We start from the raw sequence: 18,641 nt of genomic DNA, 5'->3' as shown, positions 1-18,641 counted from the left end.
GGCCCAATTTAATTAAGCTATCAAACCTACTTTTGTAAGCATTACTAGGATATTCATCATTATTTATTTGATATTTATAGTAATCCTGTTTGGTGTTACTTAGTTTGTTAGATGATTTTGCAAAACATTACCCGTACCAGACAACTAGAATTTACATTTATATAACATATGTAGATTAATTGTTTCTTGGTGGGGTGGTATGAAAAAAAGAAATCATGTGTCAAAAATTGGGTCATCTCATTTATGCAAAATAATTGAAAATGCCTTAACTGACATCCCCATGTTTAGCTTGTTGCAACAGGATGGTTGTTTACATGCTGAAGTTAGCGATTGTGAAATAGACAAAGTTACAGCAGTAAAAATTCTGCAAACTATGCATTACATTAGAATTTTAGATGAGCGTATGGTAGCCGCGCAACGACAAGGTAGAATTAGTTTTTATTTGGCTTGTACCGGAGAAGAAGCCGCGATAATTGGCAGCGCCGCCGCACTCCATGACCAAGATATGATTATGTCTCAATATAGAGAGCAAGGTGCTTTAGCCTATCGTGGCTTTTCAACTCAGGAGTTTATGGATCAGCTATTTAGTAACGAAAGGGAACTGAATAAAGGACGTCAGATGCCAATTCATTACGGTTCAAAAGCGCTAAATTTCATGACTATTTCATCACCTTTAGGTACCCAAATACCACAAGCCAGTGGCTATGCTTATGGTCAAAAAATGGCTGGTGAGGCAGCAATTACAATCTGTTATTTCGGAGAAGGCGCTGCGTCAGAAGGGGATTTTCATGGTGGTTTAAATATGGCTGCTGTTCTCAATTGCCCCGTAATCTTTTTTTGTCGTAATAACGGTTATGCCATCTCTACGCCCTCTGAAGAACAATTTGCAGGTGACGGAATAGCTTCCAGAGGTATTGGTTATGGCGTTAAGACCATTAGAGTTGATGGTAATGACGCGTTAGCTGTTTATATGGCTACGTTAAAAGCTCGAGATATTGCTCTACATAAACATTGTCCTGTCCTCATCGAAGCGATGACTTATAGATTAGCGGCACACTCAACCTCTGATGATCCAGCTAGCTATCGTTCTAAAGAAGAAGAATCCATTTGGCAACAAAGAGACCCAATATTGAGGTTTAGCCTCTGGATGAAACAAAAAGGCTGGCTAGATGAGACCAAGATTACACACTTTTTCGAGAAAACTAGAGAGCAAGTTTTAGCCGCACTCAAAGAAGCTGAAAACGTACCAATCTGTAAGATTGATGACATTATTGAAGATGTATATGACACACCTCCATGGCATTTAAAACAACAAGTATCTGATTTAAAAAAACATATTGCTAAATATCCAAAGCATTATCCAAGAACCTCGGGGAGGTTATAAAGATGACAGCTATGAATATGCTTCAAGCTGTGAATCAAGCCCTGATTATTGCAATGAAAGAAAGTGAAAATGTCATGGTGCTAGGTGAAGATGTCGGCCATTTTGGTGGCGTGTTCAGAGCGACGAGTAATCTTCAGCAAACATTTGGTAAGGCCCGCTGCTTCAACACTCCTATAACTGAACAAGGAATTATAGGGTTTGCTACAGGTCTCGCTGCTCAGGGTGCAACTCCAGTCGCGGAAATACAATTTGCAGACTATATATTTCCAGCTTTCGATCAGATTATTAATGAAGCAGCTAAGTTTCGATATCGCTCTGGTGGGCAATTTAGTTGTGGCTCCTTAACTATCCGTACGCCCTATGGGGGAGGGATAGCAGGGGGGCATTATCACTCTCAATCTCCTGAGGCATTCTTTGCTCATATTCCAGGTATTAAAGTAGTTATACCTAGTAACCCATACCAAGCAAAAGGACTATTACTTGCTTCCATTCGGGATGACAACCCTGTTTTATTTATGGAGCCTAAACGGCTATATCGAGCCTCAGTAGGGGAAGTGCCAGAAGGCGATTATCAACTTGAACTAGGCAAAGCGAAGCGTATTAAAAAAGGCACAGATATCACGTTAGTGGCATGGGGAGCTCAAGTAGAAATAATAGAAAAGGCTGCTGCAATGGCTGAAGAGCAAGGTATATCCTGTGAAATTATTGACTTAGTGAGTATTTTGCCTTGGGATGCTGAACAAATTTGCGGGTCTGTTTGTAACACTGGGCGTTTGTTAATAAATCATGAGGCACCTGAAACAGCAGGGTTTGCAGCTGAAATTACAACAAAAGTACAACAAGAATGCTTTTTAAATTTAGAGTCTCCAATCTGCCGAGTGTGTGGCCTAGACACGCCTTTTCCATTAGCGCACGAAAAAGAGTATATGCCTGACCATTTAAAAACCTTTGAAGCAATTCTTCGCACGGTTAACTTTTAAAACCATTATGGAGATACACATGAAAGATTTTATTCTGCCAGATATTGGTGAAGGAATAGTTGAATGCGAGGTAGTAAAGTGGCTAATAGTTGAAGGACAAAAGATTAAAGAAGATGACCCAGTTGTTGAAGTAATGACAGACAAGGCTTTAGTTGAAATACCAGCTAAATACTCAGGCGTAGTCACGAAACTGTATTATGGGGAAGGAGAGATTGCCAAAGTTCATTTTCCATTATTTTCTATAGATACTGTTAATACTAATACCATACAGGTTAATGAAACAGTTCTACCAAACGCAGAGATATCTGCTGATAATTCCCCTTCAAAAGTAGAGTGGCAAACTAAAAATATTGAGAGTACTCCATCAAAGGCACTAGCGAGTCCTGCGGTTAGGCGATTGGCTAAAGAGATGGGCATAGACTTAGCAACAGTAAAAGGAACTGGTGATAAAGGTAGGGTACTTAGAGATGACTTGAGTCAATTTGTAGTGAGCGATAGTGATGACAAAAGTAACAAAGCAAATAATACCGTTGAAGTTATAAAAGGGGTTAAGGCATCTATGGCTAAAAAGATGAGTCATGCAGCTTTGACAGTGCCACACTTTAGTGTCAGTGAGGAAATTCAACTAGATAAGCTAATTGATGTAAAGTCTCAGCTACTGGATACCTACTTACAAAAACAACTAAAGCTTACTTTTATGCCATTTTTTATAAAAGCAATTTCCTTAGCGCTACACCAATTTCCAATTATAAATGCTCAAGTAAACGATGATTGTTCAGAAATCACCTACATGGATACTCATAATATTGGGTTCGCAATTGATTCAAAAGTAGGATTGTTGGTTCCAAATATAAAAGGGGTTGAACGCCTTTCTATAATGGATATTACATCTCAGTATAACGAGTTAGTTGACCGAGCTAGATTGGGAAGAGTTAAAACTGAAGAGTTAAAAGGAGGCACAATTACAGTTTCCAATATTGGTGTATTAGGTGGCACAGTTGTTACCCCCATCATAAACACCCCAGAATCAGCTATCCTAGCCCTTGGCAGAATTCAACGCTTACCTAGATTTAATGAACAAGATAAAGCTATAGCAGTTAACATAATGCAAGTTAGTTGGTCTGCAGATCATAGAATTATAGACGGTTCAACCTTGGTGAAATTTAATAACTTATTGAAATCCTATATCGAAAATCCAATTAGCTTATTACACCCACTATAAAGTAATCGTTATGGCGTTGTACAAAGCTGCTAACGACGCCAGTGAATTTGTTTTATCATAGATATTATTAATAAGAATGGAGTTACATATTGTTTAGTTATCGTCATAGCTTTCACGCGGGAAATCACGGTGATGTTTTAAAGCACATTTGCCAAATTTCCCTATTGAATAAACTCAAACGTAAAGATAAAGGTTTTGTATATTTTGATACCCATAGTGGAGCTGGAGTTTATAATCTAAATTCTGAACAAGCTTTAAAAACTCAAGAATTTAAACAAGGTATTGATTGTTTAGTAGGTCAAAATTTTGAAGAACCTGTAATTAACCAATACCTAGAACTTGTTTCTGCTTATAAGACGTTCAAACAGTATCCTGGATCACCAGAAATTGCTAAATCATGTATGAGACCGCAAGATAAATTAACCTTGATGGAATGGAATACTCAAGAAATTAAAAACTTAAAACATAACTTAAATGGTAAAAATATTTCAGTACATCATAGAGATGGATTTGAGGGGTTAATTGCTATGACTCCTCCAGAAATAAAGCGAGGGTTAGTATTAATAGATCCTCCTTATGAGCTTGCATCTGAGTATGAACAAGTCTTAGACACAATATCTAAAGTATACAAACGTTGGTCTACTGGAATATTTGCAATCTGGTATCCACTTATCAGCGAACGTAATGGTAATGAAAACAACATTAGCAACACAAATAGTAAGCTCGGAAAAAGCCAAGTACTTTTGGACTCTTTACGCCAGCAGCCCTTTAAAAACCTACTTAATGTTGAGTTATGCGTAACTTCTGCAGATGAATATTCAGGTATGTATGGTTCTGGAGTTGCAATAATTAATGCGCCATGGCAACTAAATGAGAGCATTAGCAATTGTTTGCAAGAAATAACCCCATTATTAGCCCAAGACAGTAGCGCAAGCTTTAACGTTGAATGGTTAATTCAAGATTAAGTTTTGTATCAATCTAAATTAAGACACTTTTATATTCCAGACGAGCAATCTGTATATTTGCTTAGTCATATAGACGCAAAAAAGTTAAAAGACTGGGTGACCTTATGCATTAACCAATTACAGTACTTAGGATATGAAGACATCTGTTTAATTGGTAAAGGTGCGTTTGGATTTGTATTTTCTTGCATGCTTACTGAGCCAAAAACTGCTGCTAAGTGGCTCCCTAAGAAACAAGTGTTTAAATTCTCTAGAGTAAACTTATCGCAACATATTCAGGATAGGCTTGAAGAAGAAGCTTATATGTTAAGTTTAATTAACCACCCCTTAGTACCTAAGTTAATAGAGTATCAAAGGATAAAAAAGCAGTCGATTTTGGCAATGGAACTAGCGGAAGGGGATGATTTAGAAAAAGTATCCTTGAAATATGGGCCTTTACCAGTGAGTTGGCTAATTGAGATTGCAGCGCAATTAGCCAATATTTTAGTGTACCTTCGAACTTTTAAAACCCGAGGCTACAACAAACCCATAGTCCATGGAGATATTAAGCCATCAAATATAGTTTTTAAGGTACAAACTTGCGGCTTAGGGCTAATTGACTGGGGGTCTTCAGTGTTTGCACAATTAGATGAAGATCGGCAATTTTTAGGCACTAATATAATGGATTTGATGTCTAGTGATATGCAGCAAACTAATGCTCGTCTAGGGGATGTATATTTTATAGGTGATGAGCAATTAAACGGTGCTTTATCATCGGTACGTTTTGATGAGCAAGGTGTTGCAAGTACTCTGTATGCATTGGCTTCTGGTCAATCTAGCCGATTTGGCTGTAAGGTTATATCTGCTAATGCATTAGGGTTACCTGAGGAGTTGGCAAGAACGTTAACAGCTATGATGAGTGAAGATTTTACTGTTAGAGAAAAAGGCGGTGATTATTTTATTACCAATATGAGGCACATGCGAAATATCGTAACTAATGACGTAAATCGTAGTGATTATAAAGTGCTATTGCCATTTTGGATAAGCCCTGAAACTAAAGTTATTGATACCGTGGAATACAGCTCTAGAAAATCATTTTTAAGGGGGGAGTCAGACAAAACTGCAGAAAGCTTACACCACATAGATGACGTTCAATTTGATCGATATTACAAAAATTATATGCAGGGCATGGGCGACACTGAAAAAGCTTTTATCGCAGCTGTTGGGCGTTTAGCCAAATTTCCTGTTGTTGGTGGTATATCCATACATTGGAAAAATAATGGGGTGCTAATAGATTCTAACTTAACCTTATTCGATGCAGGCATGAAACTCTCATTTCAATCATCTTTGAACAATCTAGTTCATTTGGCGAGAGCAATTCACAGAGTTGGCATTTTTAAATCTTGTCTATTTAATGCTAAAGACACTCTGCATATTGAACGGTCATCAGCAAGTAAATCATTTATACCAAACGATAAAGTAGACATTCCTTTTACGTTAAGTGACATTTCATGGCCAGAAAATCAAAGTCGTATGCATTCATATTTTGAAGATGGAGATGATCCAGATGAATATCTGGAACTGCCGGATGTCATCATGACTGTTATTAAAAAATTAAATAACATTCATCACAGTGGCTGTATTATTTTTGAAGCATTACCAACCCACCTTAAAATACATAGTGATTTAACTTTATTGAATCACTCTTTAGCTTTTGAGTTTAAAGCTCTATTAGAGCAAATGATTGAGTTTATACCTAAAATTTCAGGGGTTGGAATTTCAGGTTTTATGAAATTACCCTTTAAAGATTCGAGATTCTTTAAGCATCAAAGTCAATTACCTGATAAATTTTACCCAGCGGATCCAAAATTAAAATCTTAGCTTCCAGCTTAAAGGTTTGTAATAGAAAGAGAAAACATGTCAGACGTAAAATTAGCCGATTTATTTAATTTAGAAACCTTAGAACAAGGATTGTTTAGAGGCCAAAGTTGGGATCTTGGATTTAGAGCCTTGTTTGGAGGCCAAGTTTTAGCCCAAGCCCTAGCTGCTGCTCAATTGACTTTACCTGAAGGCAGGGTCGCACACTCTTTTCATAGTTACTTTTTATTGCCTGGTGATGCCACTAAGCAAGTGGTGTTCGATGTTGAAAACGTCCGCGATGGTGGAAGTTTTTCAACCCGCCGTATAAAAGCCATACAAAATGGTGAAAGTATTTTTTATATGACAGCTTCCTTTCAAATGCCTGAAGTTGGTTTAGAGCATCAAGCTGCGGTAATGCCAGATGTACCAGCACCTGAAACTATTACACCAGATATTAAATTAATGGAACAAATTGCAAAAGAGTTGGGAGCTAGCCCAACCAATATTGCTTACCACAAAGTAATTGATATGCGAACTGTACAAACTATTGATATTAATAGCCCTGAAGTATTAGAGCCTAAGCGTTATATTTGGATGAAGGCTGAAGAAGTTTTGTCAGGTAATATTAACTTAAACCAGGTTATGTTGGCCTATGCTTCAGATTACAATTTTTTAGCCACAAGTTTGCAACCTCACGGTATCTCAGTCCGTGATAGAGATTTACGTATAGCGACCATAGATCACTCAATGTGGTTTCATCATCCTTTCGATTTTGACGAGTGGCTACTGTATTGTGCTGAAAGCCCATTTTCGGGCAGTGCAAGAGGTTTGGTCAGGGGGCAATTTTTCAATCAAGCAGGTAAACTAGTCGCTTCAACTATGCAAGAAGGGTTAATGCGAAAGGTTAATAACCGCAATCCTAGATAAGAAAACGCCTGCAAAAAGGCGTTTTTCGTCTCTCTAAACGTTGCTTTAAGTGAGTTTAGAATAGAGATTTTATAGAAACAAAATATTGTTCTTGTCCTTACAGTTAAGAGTACTGATAAGTTTAAACATTATTTAACTTTCAGAAGTTATCGTAAAATTTAACGTTTACGATATTTCTTAGCTAGAACTGATATTAGGCAAATTATGATGTATTCATTAGGTAAACATAGAGTAGAAAAAGCTCAAGGCGTTTATTTAGCGCCAGGTTGCCATGTTATTGGGCAAGTAAAGCTAGAGAAAAATGTCAGTGTTTGGTTTAACGCCGTGATACGCGGTGATTGCGACCTTATTACTGTTGGCGAAGATAGCAATATTCAAGACGGAGCAATATTACACACCGACCATGGTGTGCCCATGACATTAGGAAAAGGGGTCACTGTAGGCCATAAAGTGATGCTACACGGTTGTAGCATCCAAGATTATAGCCTTATAGGTATTAATAGTGTGGTCTTAAACGGTGCTAAAATTGGCAAGCATTGTGTTATCGGTGCCAATAGTTTAGTGACTGAAAACATGGAGATCCCAGACGGCTCATTGGTTATGGGAAGCCCAGCGAAAGTGGTTAAGAGTATTCCTTTAGAACAGCGCAAGTTTTTAGAAAAATCTGCTCAGCATTACGTTGATAATGCAAAATGGTTTTCAGAAGCCTTACAAGAACAAACATAAAATGTGCTCTTAAGGCACCCATATTCATCGCATTATTGCTTTTAGCTGTTATCAAATATAGTAATAATGTCATTCTTTAAGTGTGTGATATTTATCTTGTTTATGCTCAATATTAAGTGCTTGTTGAGTTAAATAAACATTGGCACACTCTATTTATCGTATTTCTATAGGTTATGTATTATGTCTACAACATTTTCTTCTTTTATTCCCCCTAATCGTATTTTAATGGGGCCAGGCCCATCTGATGTTTATCCGCAAGTGTTACACGCCCTAGCTAGGCCAACTATTGGACATTTAGACCCCGAGTTTGTTGCACTGATGGATGAGGTGAAAGCTTTATTACAGTATGCCTTTCAAACTAAAAATGAGCTCACTATGCCAATTTCTGCACCTGGTTCTGCAGGGATGGAAGCGGTATTCGTTAACTTAGTTGAGCCAGGGGACAAAGTTATTGTGTGCCAAAATGGCGTGTTTGGTGGCCGCATGCAACAAAATGTAGAGCGTTGTGGCGGTGTTGCCATTACAGTTCAAGATGAATGGGGCATGCAGACAAGTCTAGATAAGCTTAAAGATGCATTAGATGCGAACCCGGATACTAAAGCCGTAGCCTTTGTTCATGCAGAAACGTCTACTGGCGTATTAAATGATGCCCAAGCTTTATGTAAGTTAGCCAAACAATATAACTGCCTAACGATTGTTGACGCAGTAACGTCTCTAGGGGGCAGTGAGCTTAAAGTAGATGAATGGCAAATAGATGCCATATATTCAGGTACACAAAAATGTTTATCATGTGTACCTGGGTTGTCTCCTGTGTCTTTTAGCTCAACGGCAATTGATGCAATCAAAGCTAGAAAAACACCAGTTCAAAGTTGGTTTTTAGATATGGATCTGGTGATGGGGTATTGGGGTAAGGGAGCAAAGCGCGCTTATCATCATACTGCTCCTGTCAACAGCCTTTATGCTCTGCACGAGTCATTGCTGATTTTAAAACAAGAGGGCTTAGAGCAATCTTGGCAAAGGCATCAAGCTAACCATTTAAGTCTGAAAGCTGGGCTAGAAAACTTAGGTTTAGAATTTGCGGTTGACGAAAAATATCGCCTACCACAATTGAATACTGTGCGTATTCCAGAACATGTTGATGACGCCGAAGTCAGAACTAAGCTTCTGAATGACTATAATTTAGAAATTGGTGCCGGATTAGGGGCGTTAGCTGGCAAAGTTTGGCGAATTGGTCTTATGGGATGCGCCTCTAGTCAAAAGAATGTGGATTATTGTGTTAATGCTTTAACTGAAGTACTTAAATAACCTCACCTTATAAATATTGTCGACAATTAGTCTTGATATCTCATAAAAACAAGTTAAACTGTTTTTCATCACTTACTTTGTCGACAATATAATTTGCAACCTAATACATTTACTGCACCTCCTAAGCTCACCCGAGCCGATACAGTTTTCACTGATTTGCGCCAGCGTATAGTTGAAGGCGATATATTTACTGGCTCTAAACTTAGTGAGCCAGAGTTAGCCAAACATTATGAAATTAGCCGTAGTACTTTACGAGATGCTTTGTCTCGATTAGAAGGCTGTGGCTTGTTAGAACGTAAGGCCAACATTGGCTATCGTGTTGTGACATTGTCGACAGAACAGCTTTTAGAAATATTTAGAGTAAGAGAATCTTTAGAAGGCACCGCATGTAGGTTAGCTGCTAAAAATATGTCAAAAGAACACATTGACGACCTACGAAAGCTCCTCGTTATCCATAATCAAACTGAGTCGTTACAGCAAGGCGAAGCCTACATGCAAGAAGAGGGGGATCTAGACTTTCACTTCCGTATTGTAATGGGCAGCGGCAATAAGTTATTGATACGCCTGTTGTGCGAAGAATTGTATTACCTTGTACGCATGTATCGCTTTCAGTTTGGTATGGCAAGCCCCAGAGCCAAAAAAGCCTTTAGAGAGCACGAAAACATCATTCAAGCCATCGAAGATAAAGATGGTGAGCTAGCTGAAATACTCATGCGCAGGCATATATCAGCATCCCGTCTAAACGTTGAAAATCGGATGAACACACTATGAAATCAGCAGGAAAGCGTTTTCGCGACGCCCTTATAAACAATACTCCACTACAAATTGTAGGCACTATCAATGCTTATACGGCCATGATGGCAAAGCAAATTGGACATAAAGCTATTTATTTATCAGGAGGTGGTGTAGCAAATGCCTCTTATGGGTTACCAGACTTAGGAATGACATCATTAAATGATGTGATTGTAGATGTGCAACGAATTACTGCAGCCTGCGATTTACCCCTAATGGTTGATATAGATACGGGATGGGGCGGAGCTTTTAATATTGCTAAAACCATCAGAGATATGGAAAAGGCCGGTGCCGCAGCCGTACATATGGAAGACCAAGTTGCTCAAAAACGCTGTGGTCATAGACCGAATAAAGAGATTGTCTCTAGCGAAGAAATGGTGGACCGCATCAAAGCTGCAGTTGACGCTCGTACTGACTCTGACTTTTTTATCATGGCGAGAACCGATTCCTTTGCCCAAGAAGGATTAGAAGCTGCCATAAACAGAGCAAAGGCTTATGTCGCAGCGGGAGCAGATGGAATTTTCGCAGAAGCGGTAAAAACTGAAGCGCACTATCGTGCTTTTTCAGAAGCCTTAGACGTGCCTATTTTGGCGAATATTACCGAATTTGGACAAACCGAATTGTGGAACACCAGTGAATTGAAAGAGTGGGGCGCTGCTATGGTGTTGTATCCACTTAGTGCGTTTAGGGCCATGAACAAAGCCGCTGAAAATGTTTACCAGTCTATCCTTGTCAATGGCGATCAAAAAGCGGTTGTCGAAACAATGCAGACTCGTATGGAGTTATACGATTACCTTGGTTATCACGAATATGAACAAAAGCTAGATACTTTGTTCTCTGAAGGAAAAAACAAATAATCGATATGGATCTATTTTAAGTACTGCGTAGTGATTACGCGTTGACGTTGTTAACAAACAGGACAAAATTATGGTAGATAAAAAACTCGGTGGTGCAGGCTTACGTGGCCAAAGTGCTGGTGATACTAAATTGTGTACAGTAGGGAAATCTGGCTCCGGGCTAACCTATTGTGGTTATGATGTATCCGATCTTGCTGATAACGCAACCTTTGAAGAAGTGGCTTATTTACTATTTAACGGTGAGCTTCCAAATCAAGCACAGTTAGATAAATATAATCAAGAACTCACGAAGCAGCGCGATTTGCCGGAAGCGCTTAAGTCCGTTTTAAAATTAATCCCTGCAGATGCTCACCCCATGGATGTCATGCGCACAGGTTGCTCATTTTTGGGGAACCTAGAGCCTGAAGGTGATTTTTCTAATCAAAACCAAGCTGCTAATCGACTACTTGCTGCATTTCCTGCGATTATGTGCTTTTGGTACCGCTACAGCCATGAAGGTATCGAAATACAGTGTACAAGTGATGAGCCTTCTCTAGGGGGACACTTTCTAAAATTACTAACAGGTAATACGCCATCAGCACAGCATCAAAAGGTGATGGATGTATCTCTTATTTTGTACGCCGAACATGAGTTTAATGCTTCTACTTTCACAGCTCGCGTGTGTGCGTCTACCTTATCTGATATGCATTCATGTATTACAGGTGCTATTGGTTCTTTGAGAGGTCCTTTACACGGTGGGGCCAACGAAGCCGCTATGGACATGATTAAACAATTTACTTCTCCAGCTGATGCCAAACAAAAAATGGCCGGAATGTTAGCCCGCAAAGAAAAAATTATGGGGTTTGGTCATGCGATTTATCGTGAATCTGATCCACGCAATGTCATTATAAAAAAGTGGTCTGAAAAGCTAGCAACACAATATGGTGATAGTACATTGTACGATGTATCGGTAGCCTGCGAAGAGTTTATGTGGGAGTCCAAAAAGTTATTTTGTAATGCCGACTTCTTCCATGCCTCCGCTTATTTTTACATGGGCATACCGACCAAGTTATTTACCCCCATTTTTGTATGCTCACGACTAACGGGTTGGGCTGCTCATGTGATGGAGCAACGTTCAAACAACCGTATTATCAGGCCCAGTGCAGATTATGTAGGGGCAGAACCTAGAACCGTAAAGGCAATATCACAGCGGTAATTAGATAAGGCAGGCCGTTTAGCTGTTTCGGCCTTTATTCCCTGAATGACCTTTTGAGCACTTTTATGAATTATGAATACCGTAAACCCCTTCCAAATTATAAGATTGGAGGTACTTCCATTGACTTCTTTGATACCAGAGAAGCAATAGAAAACATCTGTAAAGGGGCTTATAAAAAGTTACCTTATACCTCACGGGTACTCGCAGAGCAGTTAGTTAGAAAGTGCTCTCCTGAAGTACTAACAGCCTCCCTTGAGCAACTTATTTATAGTAAACAAGAGCTTGATTTTCCTTGGTATCCAGCCCGTGTTGTTTGTCATGATATTTTAGGTCAAACCGCACTGGTTGATTTAGCAGGCTTGCGAGATGCCATAGCAGAGCAGGGCGGCGACCCAGCAAAAGTTAACCCTGTTGTACCCACTCAGCTAATTGTGGATCATTCCTTGGCAGTGGAACACGGCGGCTTTGAAAGGGACGCTTTTAACAAAAACCGAGCCATTGAAGACAGACGCAACGAACACAGGTTTCACTTTATTGAATGGACTAAAACCGCCTTTAAAAATGTTGATGTTATCCCAGCGGGTAACGGCATCATGCACCAAATAAACTTAGAAAAAATGTCTCCGGTTATCCAACTTCGTGATGGCGTGGCCTTTCCTGATACATGTGTAGGAACCGATAGCCATACTCCACACGTTGATGCATTGGGGGTTATTGCTATAGGGGTTGGTGGTTTAGAAGCAGAGACCGTCATGCTTGGGCGGCCATCAATGATGAGGCTACCTGATATTATCGGCGTAAAAATATCTGGTACTCGGCAGCCGGGAATTACGGCCACAGATATAGTACTCGCTATGACAGAATTCTTACGTGAAGCCAAAGTGGTGTCTGCATATTTAGAATTTTTTGGAGAAGGCACAGCTGCATTAACCATAGGCGATAGGGCCACCATTTCGAATATGACACCTGAGTATGGGGCTTCAGCTGGATTATTTTATATTGATAAGCAGACCATTGATTATTTAAAAATTACTGGCAGGGAGCCAGAGCAAGTTGAATTAGTCGAAGCCTATGCTAAGCACACTGGTTTGTGGGCTGATGATTTAACTGAAGCTCAGTACCAACGGGTACTAGAATTTGACTTATCGCATGTTGGCCGTAATTTAGCGGGGCCGTCTAATCCTCATCGTAGATTAGCAACCTCAGAGCTAGTCATAAAAGACATTGCTAAGAACTTGAATGATTGTAAAGTCCAAGAGGCTAATGGCGAAATGCCAGATGGTGCAGTTATTATTGCCGCCATCACCTCATGTACAAACACTTCTAATCCTCGTAACCTTGTTGCCGCAGGCCTTATCGCAAAAAGAGCGAACGAATTAGGGTTGGTTAGAAAGCCTTGGGTTAAGTCTTCGTTTGCACCAGGGTCAAAAGTTGCCAAGCTTTACTTGGAAGAATCTGGTTTATTACCAGAAATGGAAAAATTAGGCTTTGGTATAGTTGGTTACGCATGTACGACTTGTAATGGTATGTCTGGGGCCCTTGATCCTAAAATCCAACAAGAAATCATCGACCGAGACTTGTATTCAACAGCTGTATTATCCGGTAACCGTAATTTTGACGGCCGTATTCATCCTTATGCTAAACAAGCTTTTTTAGCATCACCACCATTAGTGGTGGCTTATGCTATTGCTGGTACCATGCGCTTTGATATTGAAAATGATGTCTTAGGGTTTGATCGAAATGGTAACCAAATCAAGCTGAAAGATATTTGGCCATCGGATAACGAAATTGATGCCATAGTAACATCGAGTGTTAAACCTGAGCAGTTCAAAAAGGTTTATACACCTATGTTTGACCTAGGCTCCTTTGAGCCAGCTGAAAGCCCACTATATGATTGGGATCCAACCAGTACCTACATTCGTCGACCACCATATTGGGAAGGTGCACTAGCGGGCGAACGCACAATGAAAGGGATGCGACCACTAGCCGTTCTTGGAGATAACATTACGACAGATCACTTATCTCCATCAAATGCGATTCAATTAAATAGCGCGGCTGGGGCATATTTACATAAAATGGGTTTACCAGAAGCTGATTTTAACTCGTACGCCACACACAGGGGAGACCATTTAACCGCGCAACGTGCAACCTTTGCTAATCCAAAACTGTTCAATGAAATGTGTAAAGATGATGAGGGTAAAATAAAGCAAGGTTCGTTTACTCATGTTGAGCCCGATGGGACTGAATCTCGCATGTGGGAGGCAATTGAGACCTACATGAAACGCAAACAGCCACTGATTATTATCGCGGGTGCTGACTATGGTCAAGGCTCTTCTCGTGATTGGGCGGCTAAAGGCGTCCGCTTAGCCGGTGTTGAAGTGATCATATCTGAAGGATTTGAACGAATTCATCGTACCAATTTAGTCGGTATGGGGGTATTACCACTAGAATTTATAAATGGAGAAACTCGACATACCTATGATATTGATGGTAGCGAAACCTATGATGTAGAAGGTGCAACAGCCCCTGGCGGTGTAATGAACCTTAAGATGACTAGAAACAATGGTGAAGTGGTAGACATTGCAGTTAAGTGTCGCTTAGACACAGCAGAGGAAGTTTCTGTTTATACTGCTGGCGGTGTACTGCAAAAATTTGCAAATGATTTTCTTGAATCAAACGCCCCTTGATTTCAATTAGAATTGGCGCTTTAGCGGTACTTAACCTGAAGTTAGTGCCGTCTATTCTTCAATAAAGAATTAGGAAAACACTATGTCTTATCTTCCTCAAGTGGCTGTGCCAGCCACGTACATGCGTGGCGGTACCAGTAAAGGTGTATTTTTTAAACTAGCCGATATGCCTGAGTCAACTCAAATGGCGGGTGCTGCTAGAGATGCATTATTAATGAGAGTCATTGGTAGTCCTGATCCCTACGGTAAACATACCGATGGCATGGGTGGTGCTACCTCAAGTACCAGTAAAATAGTGATTTTATCTAAAAGCAACCAAACTGAACATGATGTCGATTATTTATTCGGACAAGTGGCTATAGACAAACCGTTTATCGACTGGAGTGGTAATTGTGGAAATTTGACCGCAGCAGTTGGCTCATTCGCAATAAGCAATGGTTTAATAGATAACAATCGTGTTCCCGATAACGGCGTTGCAGTCGTGCGTATTTGGCAAGCTAATATTAGTAAAACCATAATAGCCTATGTCCCTATGGTTAATGGCCAAGTTCAAGAAAGCGGTGATTTTGAATTAGATGGGGTGACTTTTCCTGCTGCTGAGGTGAAAGTTGAATTTGTTAACCCTGTGGATGGCGAAGAAGCCATGTTCCCAACGGGCAATTTGGTTGATGAATTATCTGTACCCGGTGTGGGTACTTTTAAAGCGACTATGATTAACGCTGGTATCCCCACTATATTTCTTGATGCCAAAGCACTTGGATATCAAGGCACTGAATTACAAGAAACTATCAATAGCGATGAGTCGGCCCTTGCTAAATTTGAGATTATAAGGGCCTACGGTGCACTGAAAATGGGATTGATAGAACATTTAGAGCAGGCAAAAGAACGGCAACATACTCCCAAAATTGGTTTTGTATCACCAAGCTCTGAATATCAAACTTCAAGTGGGAAAACGGTCATGGCTAAAGATATTGATTTATCAGCTCGGGCCTTATCTATGGGTAAATTACACCATGCCATGATGGGAACAGCAGCAGTAGCAATCGGTACTGCTGCGGCTATTCCCGGTACTTTGGTTAATTTAGCGGCTGGTGGTGGCCCCAAAAACTCTGTAATATTTGGTCATCCATCAGGTACCTTGAAAGTGGGGGCAGAGACAAAACTTGCTAATGAAGTATGGATGGTGAAAAAAGTATCGATGAGCCGTAGTGCCAGAAAATTAATGAAAGGAGAGGTTTATATTCCTGCTAAATCTTTTTAAACTAGTTCGATAACCTTAAAACTAGAAAGGCTGTTTTTCTATGCCTCAGTCATTACCAAAAAGCGCTTCAATATGCCCTCTGTGTTGCAAGGCCAATGAATGTAGTGCAGAGCTGGGTAGTTGTTGGTGTTTTAACACTAGTATACCCGCCGGATTAAAAGCTCAACTCAATGAAAATGTAGATCCTAGCTGTATCTGCCAATCCTGTATTGCTATCTATAATAATGCCCCTGAAAAATTTACTTTTTACAGTTAATTCAAAGAGCTGATTATTTACATTTTGTTAAGTTAAGGTTCATAAAAAACCTTTAAGATAACTCGCTCGATTCAAACAGGAATAGTTATGCGTATTATTATATTAATTTTAATTTTAACCTGCGTTAGCCAAAGTCATGCTAAGCAGTCTAACTCGTCTGTCGATTTAACTCGGCAAATAGAAGTAACTGGAGTAGGGCAAGTATTTAGTGTGCCTGACAGATTTAGTTTTTCGTTATCCATAGAGGAAAAGGGTCGTTCAGCCGCAGATTTAAACACTGTAATGACTAAAAAATCTACCAATGTGATTAACGCTTTGCTCAAGGTAGGGGTAAATAAGAAATCGTTACAAGCTTTACAAGTCAGGTTTAACCCTTGGGTTGAATACAGCAATCAGAAACGTGAACATAAAGGTTTTATTCTAACGCGCACCATAAACGTCACTGTGGATGACCTTCAAATTTACGAAAAAGCGATTGATGAAGTGTTAAAATTGGGTATCACCAGTATTTCAAATTTTAATTACAGTAGCAGTCAGTCTGAAGTTGAATATCAAATGTCATTACGCCAAGCTTTATTGAACGCAAAAGCTAGGGCTCAAGACATGGTAAAAACATTAGACTTGAAATTAGGCAAAGTGATATCCATATCTGAGCAATCAGCAGGACAAGTTATGCCGGTTCAAATGCGAATGCAAGAGGCCAAGTCTAGCAGTAGTTACCAGCCTGGAGAAATGACTACCGAAACTCAAGTTAGGGTGGTGTTTTCTTTGGAATAGCTGGCTATACAGATTAACACCTTAGGTTTTATTGAATGAATCAAAATAAAAAACAACAGTATGCTGAGTTAGCCGCCCAAGCAGAAGCCTTAGTTTCATCTGAAACAGATGTGATCGCTAATATGGCAAATATTAGCTCCCTTATTTACTGGGCATTAGCTGATGTTAATTGGGCGGGGTTTTATCTCCATAAAGAAGCGCAATTAGTACTAGGACCTTTTCACGGTCAACCAGCCTGTATCCGCATTCCACTTGGTAGAGGAGTATGTGGTACCGCAGCACAAGATAACCAGATTCAGCTTATTGAAGACGTGCATGAATTTGCAGGTCATATTTCTTGCGATGCAGCATCAAACTCTGAAATTGTTTTGCCCATACTTAAAGACGGAAAAGTGTTTGGAGTACTAGACCTAGATAGTCCATTAGTTGCTAGATTTGATGAGCAAGATAAAGTTGGATTATCGAAAATAGTTGAAGTCTTTGAAAAATCATTGAATTTAGAAGTAGGCAAGTAGATGAAAAACTTAGTTGATATTCATGTTGCTCTTGCAACCGTTGATGACATGGATTTTTGGGAAGACCGAGCAGATGATGCCGCTGATAGACTCAATACTCTGTTACACATGTTGTATGATCATGCCGATGAAGACATAAAAACTGAGTCTTTGGAGAACATGATCCAATATATTTGGGAAAATTGGCGAGAAGATAGCCATTTACTCGATATTGATGACGATGATTTGTACGACTGGGTTGACCAACTTCTAGCAACTTGGGATGATGAGCACCAAGAACCTCGTAATTAACCAAACTAGAAGACTTAATGGACAATCCACAAAAATTTTCGAACAGCAAAGAAGTAATTAGCTTCTTAGTTGAACAATTTCCAGCCTGTTTCAGTAGTAAAGGTGACGCAAAACCGTTAAAGATCGGAATATTCCAAGATTTAGCAGAACGTTTAGCGGAAGAAGAACGTGTAAGTAAAACATTACTACGCTCATCTTTACGTCATTACACCAATAGCTGGCGTTATTTACATAGCATTAAAAAAGGTGCACAACGTGTCGATATTGATGGCAACGAAGTAGCAGCAATAGATGATGAACATGTAGAGCATGCACAAAAACAGCTTGAAGAAAGTAAAGCCAAAGTTGCCGCTAAACGCAAAGAACAAAAAGCAGCAGGTTTAGATGTAAAGAAAAACTTCAAGAAGAAAGATGTTCCTAAATTTAAGCCCACATCCAAAGTTAAAAAGCCTAGCCAACCTAAAGAAAAGCTACCTCCAGCAGAGCGCCTCAATGATAGTCAAATCGTTGCCGGTACTGCGGTTACAGTAAAAGTTGGTAAAACGCCTATGCCTGCAACCATTACTGATGTTGCGAAAGATGGTATTCAGGTGCAACTTGATTCAGGAATGGTTGTCAAAGTGCAATTAGAAAACTTAAGGTTGGCTCGCACCAAGAGGTAATTA

17 protein-coding genes are annotated in these 18,641 nt (G+C 39.7%); all 17 read left to right on the top strand.

Annotated elements, in window-relative coordinates; genetic code table 11:
- The first annotated feature begins 199 nt into the window (after window positions 1-199).
- Window positions 200-1,384: a thiamine pyrophosphate-dependent dehydrogenase E1 component subunit alpha gene (locus ABJE44_RS15100; protein ID WP_348111416.1), complete on the top strand. Its 1,185-nt coding sequence runs from the start codon at window positions 200-202 to the stop codon at window positions 1,382-1,384.
- Between the two features lie 2 nt (window positions 1,385-1,386).
- The gene (locus ABJE44_RS15095) at window positions 1,387-2,364 is read left to right on the top strand and encodes a transketolase C-terminal domain-containing protein (RefSeq protein WP_348111417.1); all 978 of its coding nucleotides are present in this window, start codon (window positions 1,387-1,389) and stop codon (window positions 2,362-2,364) included.
- A 19-nt stretch (window positions 2,365-2,383) separates the two neighbouring features.
- Window positions 2,384-3,586: a 2-oxo acid dehydrogenase subunit E2 gene (locus tag ABJE44_RS15090; RefSeq protein WP_348111418.1), complete on the top strand. Its 1,203-nt coding sequence runs from the start codon at window positions 2,384-2,386 to the stop codon at window positions 3,584-3,586.
- An 89-nt stretch (window positions 3,587-3,675) separates the two neighbouring features.
- A complete protein-coding gene (rlmJ, locus tag ABJE44_RS15085) occupies window positions 3,676-4,551 on the top strand; it encodes a 23S rRNA (adenine(2030)-N(6))-methyltransferase RlmJ (RefSeq protein WP_348111419.1) in 876 nt (291 codons plus the stop codon).
- Window positions 4,552-4,554: 3 nt separating this feature from the next.
- Window positions 4,555-6,408 (top strand): protein kinase, encoded by a 1,854-nt coding sequence (locus ABJE44_RS15080; RefSeq protein ID WP_348111420.1) that lies wholly within the window; start codon window positions 4,555-4,557, stop codon window positions 6,406-6,408.
- A gap of 36 nt (window positions 6,409-6,444) precedes the next feature.
- Window positions 6,445-7,314 carry an acyl-CoA thioesterase domain-containing protein gene (locus ABJE44_RS15075; RefSeq protein ID WP_348111421.1) on the top strand — a complete coding sequence of 290 codons (870 nt, stop codon included), beginning with the start codon at window positions 6,445-6,447 and terminating at the stop codon, window positions 7,312-7,314.
- Between the two features lie 204 nt (window positions 7,315-7,518).
- Entirely contained in the window at window positions 7,519-8,040 is a 522-nt protein-coding gene (locus ABJE44_RS15070) for a gamma carbonic anhydrase family protein (protein WP_348111422.1), read from the top strand.
- Window positions 8,041-8,220: 180 nt separating this feature from the next.
- Window positions 8,221-9,345 carry an alanine--glyoxylate aminotransferase family protein gene (locus ABJE44_RS15065; RefSeq protein ID WP_348111423.1) on the top strand — a complete coding sequence of 375 codons (1,125 nt, stop codon included), beginning with the start codon at window positions 8,221-8,223 and terminating at the stop codon, window positions 9,343-9,345.
- 93 nt (window positions 9,346-9,438) lie between these two features.
- Window positions 9,439-10,116 (top strand): GntR family transcriptional regulator, encoded by a 678-nt coding sequence (locus tag ABJE44_RS15060; protein WP_348111424.1) that lies wholly within the window; start codon window positions 9,439-9,441, stop codon window positions 10,114-10,116.
- Complete coding sequence (gene prpB, locus ABJE44_RS15055) at window positions 10,113-10,994, top strand: methylisocitrate lyase (protein WP_348111425.1); 882 nt, start codon at window positions 10,113-10,115, stop codon at window positions 10,992-10,994. The genes ABJE44_RS15060 and prpB overlap by 4 nt, the downstream gene beginning before the upstream one ends.
- A 70-nt stretch (window positions 10,995-11,064) precedes the next feature.
- Window positions 11,065-12,189 carry a 2-methylcitrate synthase gene (gene prpC / locus ABJE44_RS15050; protein WP_348111426.1) on the top strand — a complete coding sequence of 375 codons (1,125 nt, stop codon included), beginning with the start codon at window positions 11,065-11,067 and terminating at the stop codon, window positions 12,187-12,189.
- Between the two features lie 65 nt (window positions 12,190-12,254).
- Complete coding sequence (gene acnD, locus ABJE44_RS15045) at window positions 12,255-14,876, top strand: Fe/S-dependent 2-methylisocitrate dehydratase AcnD (RefSeq protein ID WP_348111427.1); 2,622 nt, start codon at window positions 12,255-12,257, stop codon at window positions 14,874-14,876.
- An 82-nt stretch (window positions 14,877-14,958) separates the two neighbouring features.
- Window positions 14,959-16,137, top strand: coding sequence for a 2-methylaconitate cis-trans isomerase PrpF (gene prpF, locus ABJE44_RS15040; RefSeq protein ID WP_348111428.1), 1,179 nt, complete (start codon window positions 14,959-14,961; stop codon window positions 16,135-16,137).
- Between the two features lie 343 nt (window positions 16,138-16,480).
- The gene (locus ABJE44_RS15035; protein WP_348111429.1) at window positions 16,481-17,170 is read left to right on the top strand and encodes an SIMPL domain-containing protein; all 690 of its coding nucleotides are present in this window, start codon (window positions 16,481-16,483) and stop codon (window positions 17,168-17,170) included.
- A 35-nt stretch (window positions 17,171-17,205) separates the two neighbouring features.
- Window positions 17,206-17,685, top strand: a complete 480-nt coding sequence (locus tag ABJE44_RS15030) for a GAF domain-containing protein (RefSeq protein ID WP_348111430.1) — start codon at window positions 17,206-17,208, stop codon at window positions 17,683-17,685.
- The gene (locus ABJE44_RS15025) at window positions 17,686-17,976 is read left to right on the top strand and encodes a hypothetical protein (protein WP_348111431.1); all 291 of its coding nucleotides are present in this window, start codon (window positions 17,686-17,688) and stop codon (window positions 17,974-17,976) included.
- A gap of 17 nt (window positions 17,977-17,993) precedes the next feature.
- Window positions 17,994-18,638, top strand: coding sequence for an RNA chaperone ProQ (gene proQ / locus ABJE44_RS15020; protein ID WP_348111432.1), 645 nt, complete (start codon window positions 17,994-17,996; stop codon window positions 18,636-18,638).
- Window positions 18,639-18,641: the final 3 nt, after the last annotated feature.

The sequence above is a fragment of the Paraglaciecola sp. genome, from assembly GCF_039942875.1.
GTDB lineage: Bacteria > Pseudomonadota > Gammaproteobacteria > Enterobacterales > Alteromonadaceae > Paraglaciecola.
Note: the sequence above shows the minus strand (reverse complement) of the source record. Positions and strands in the feature narration are given on the sequence as shown.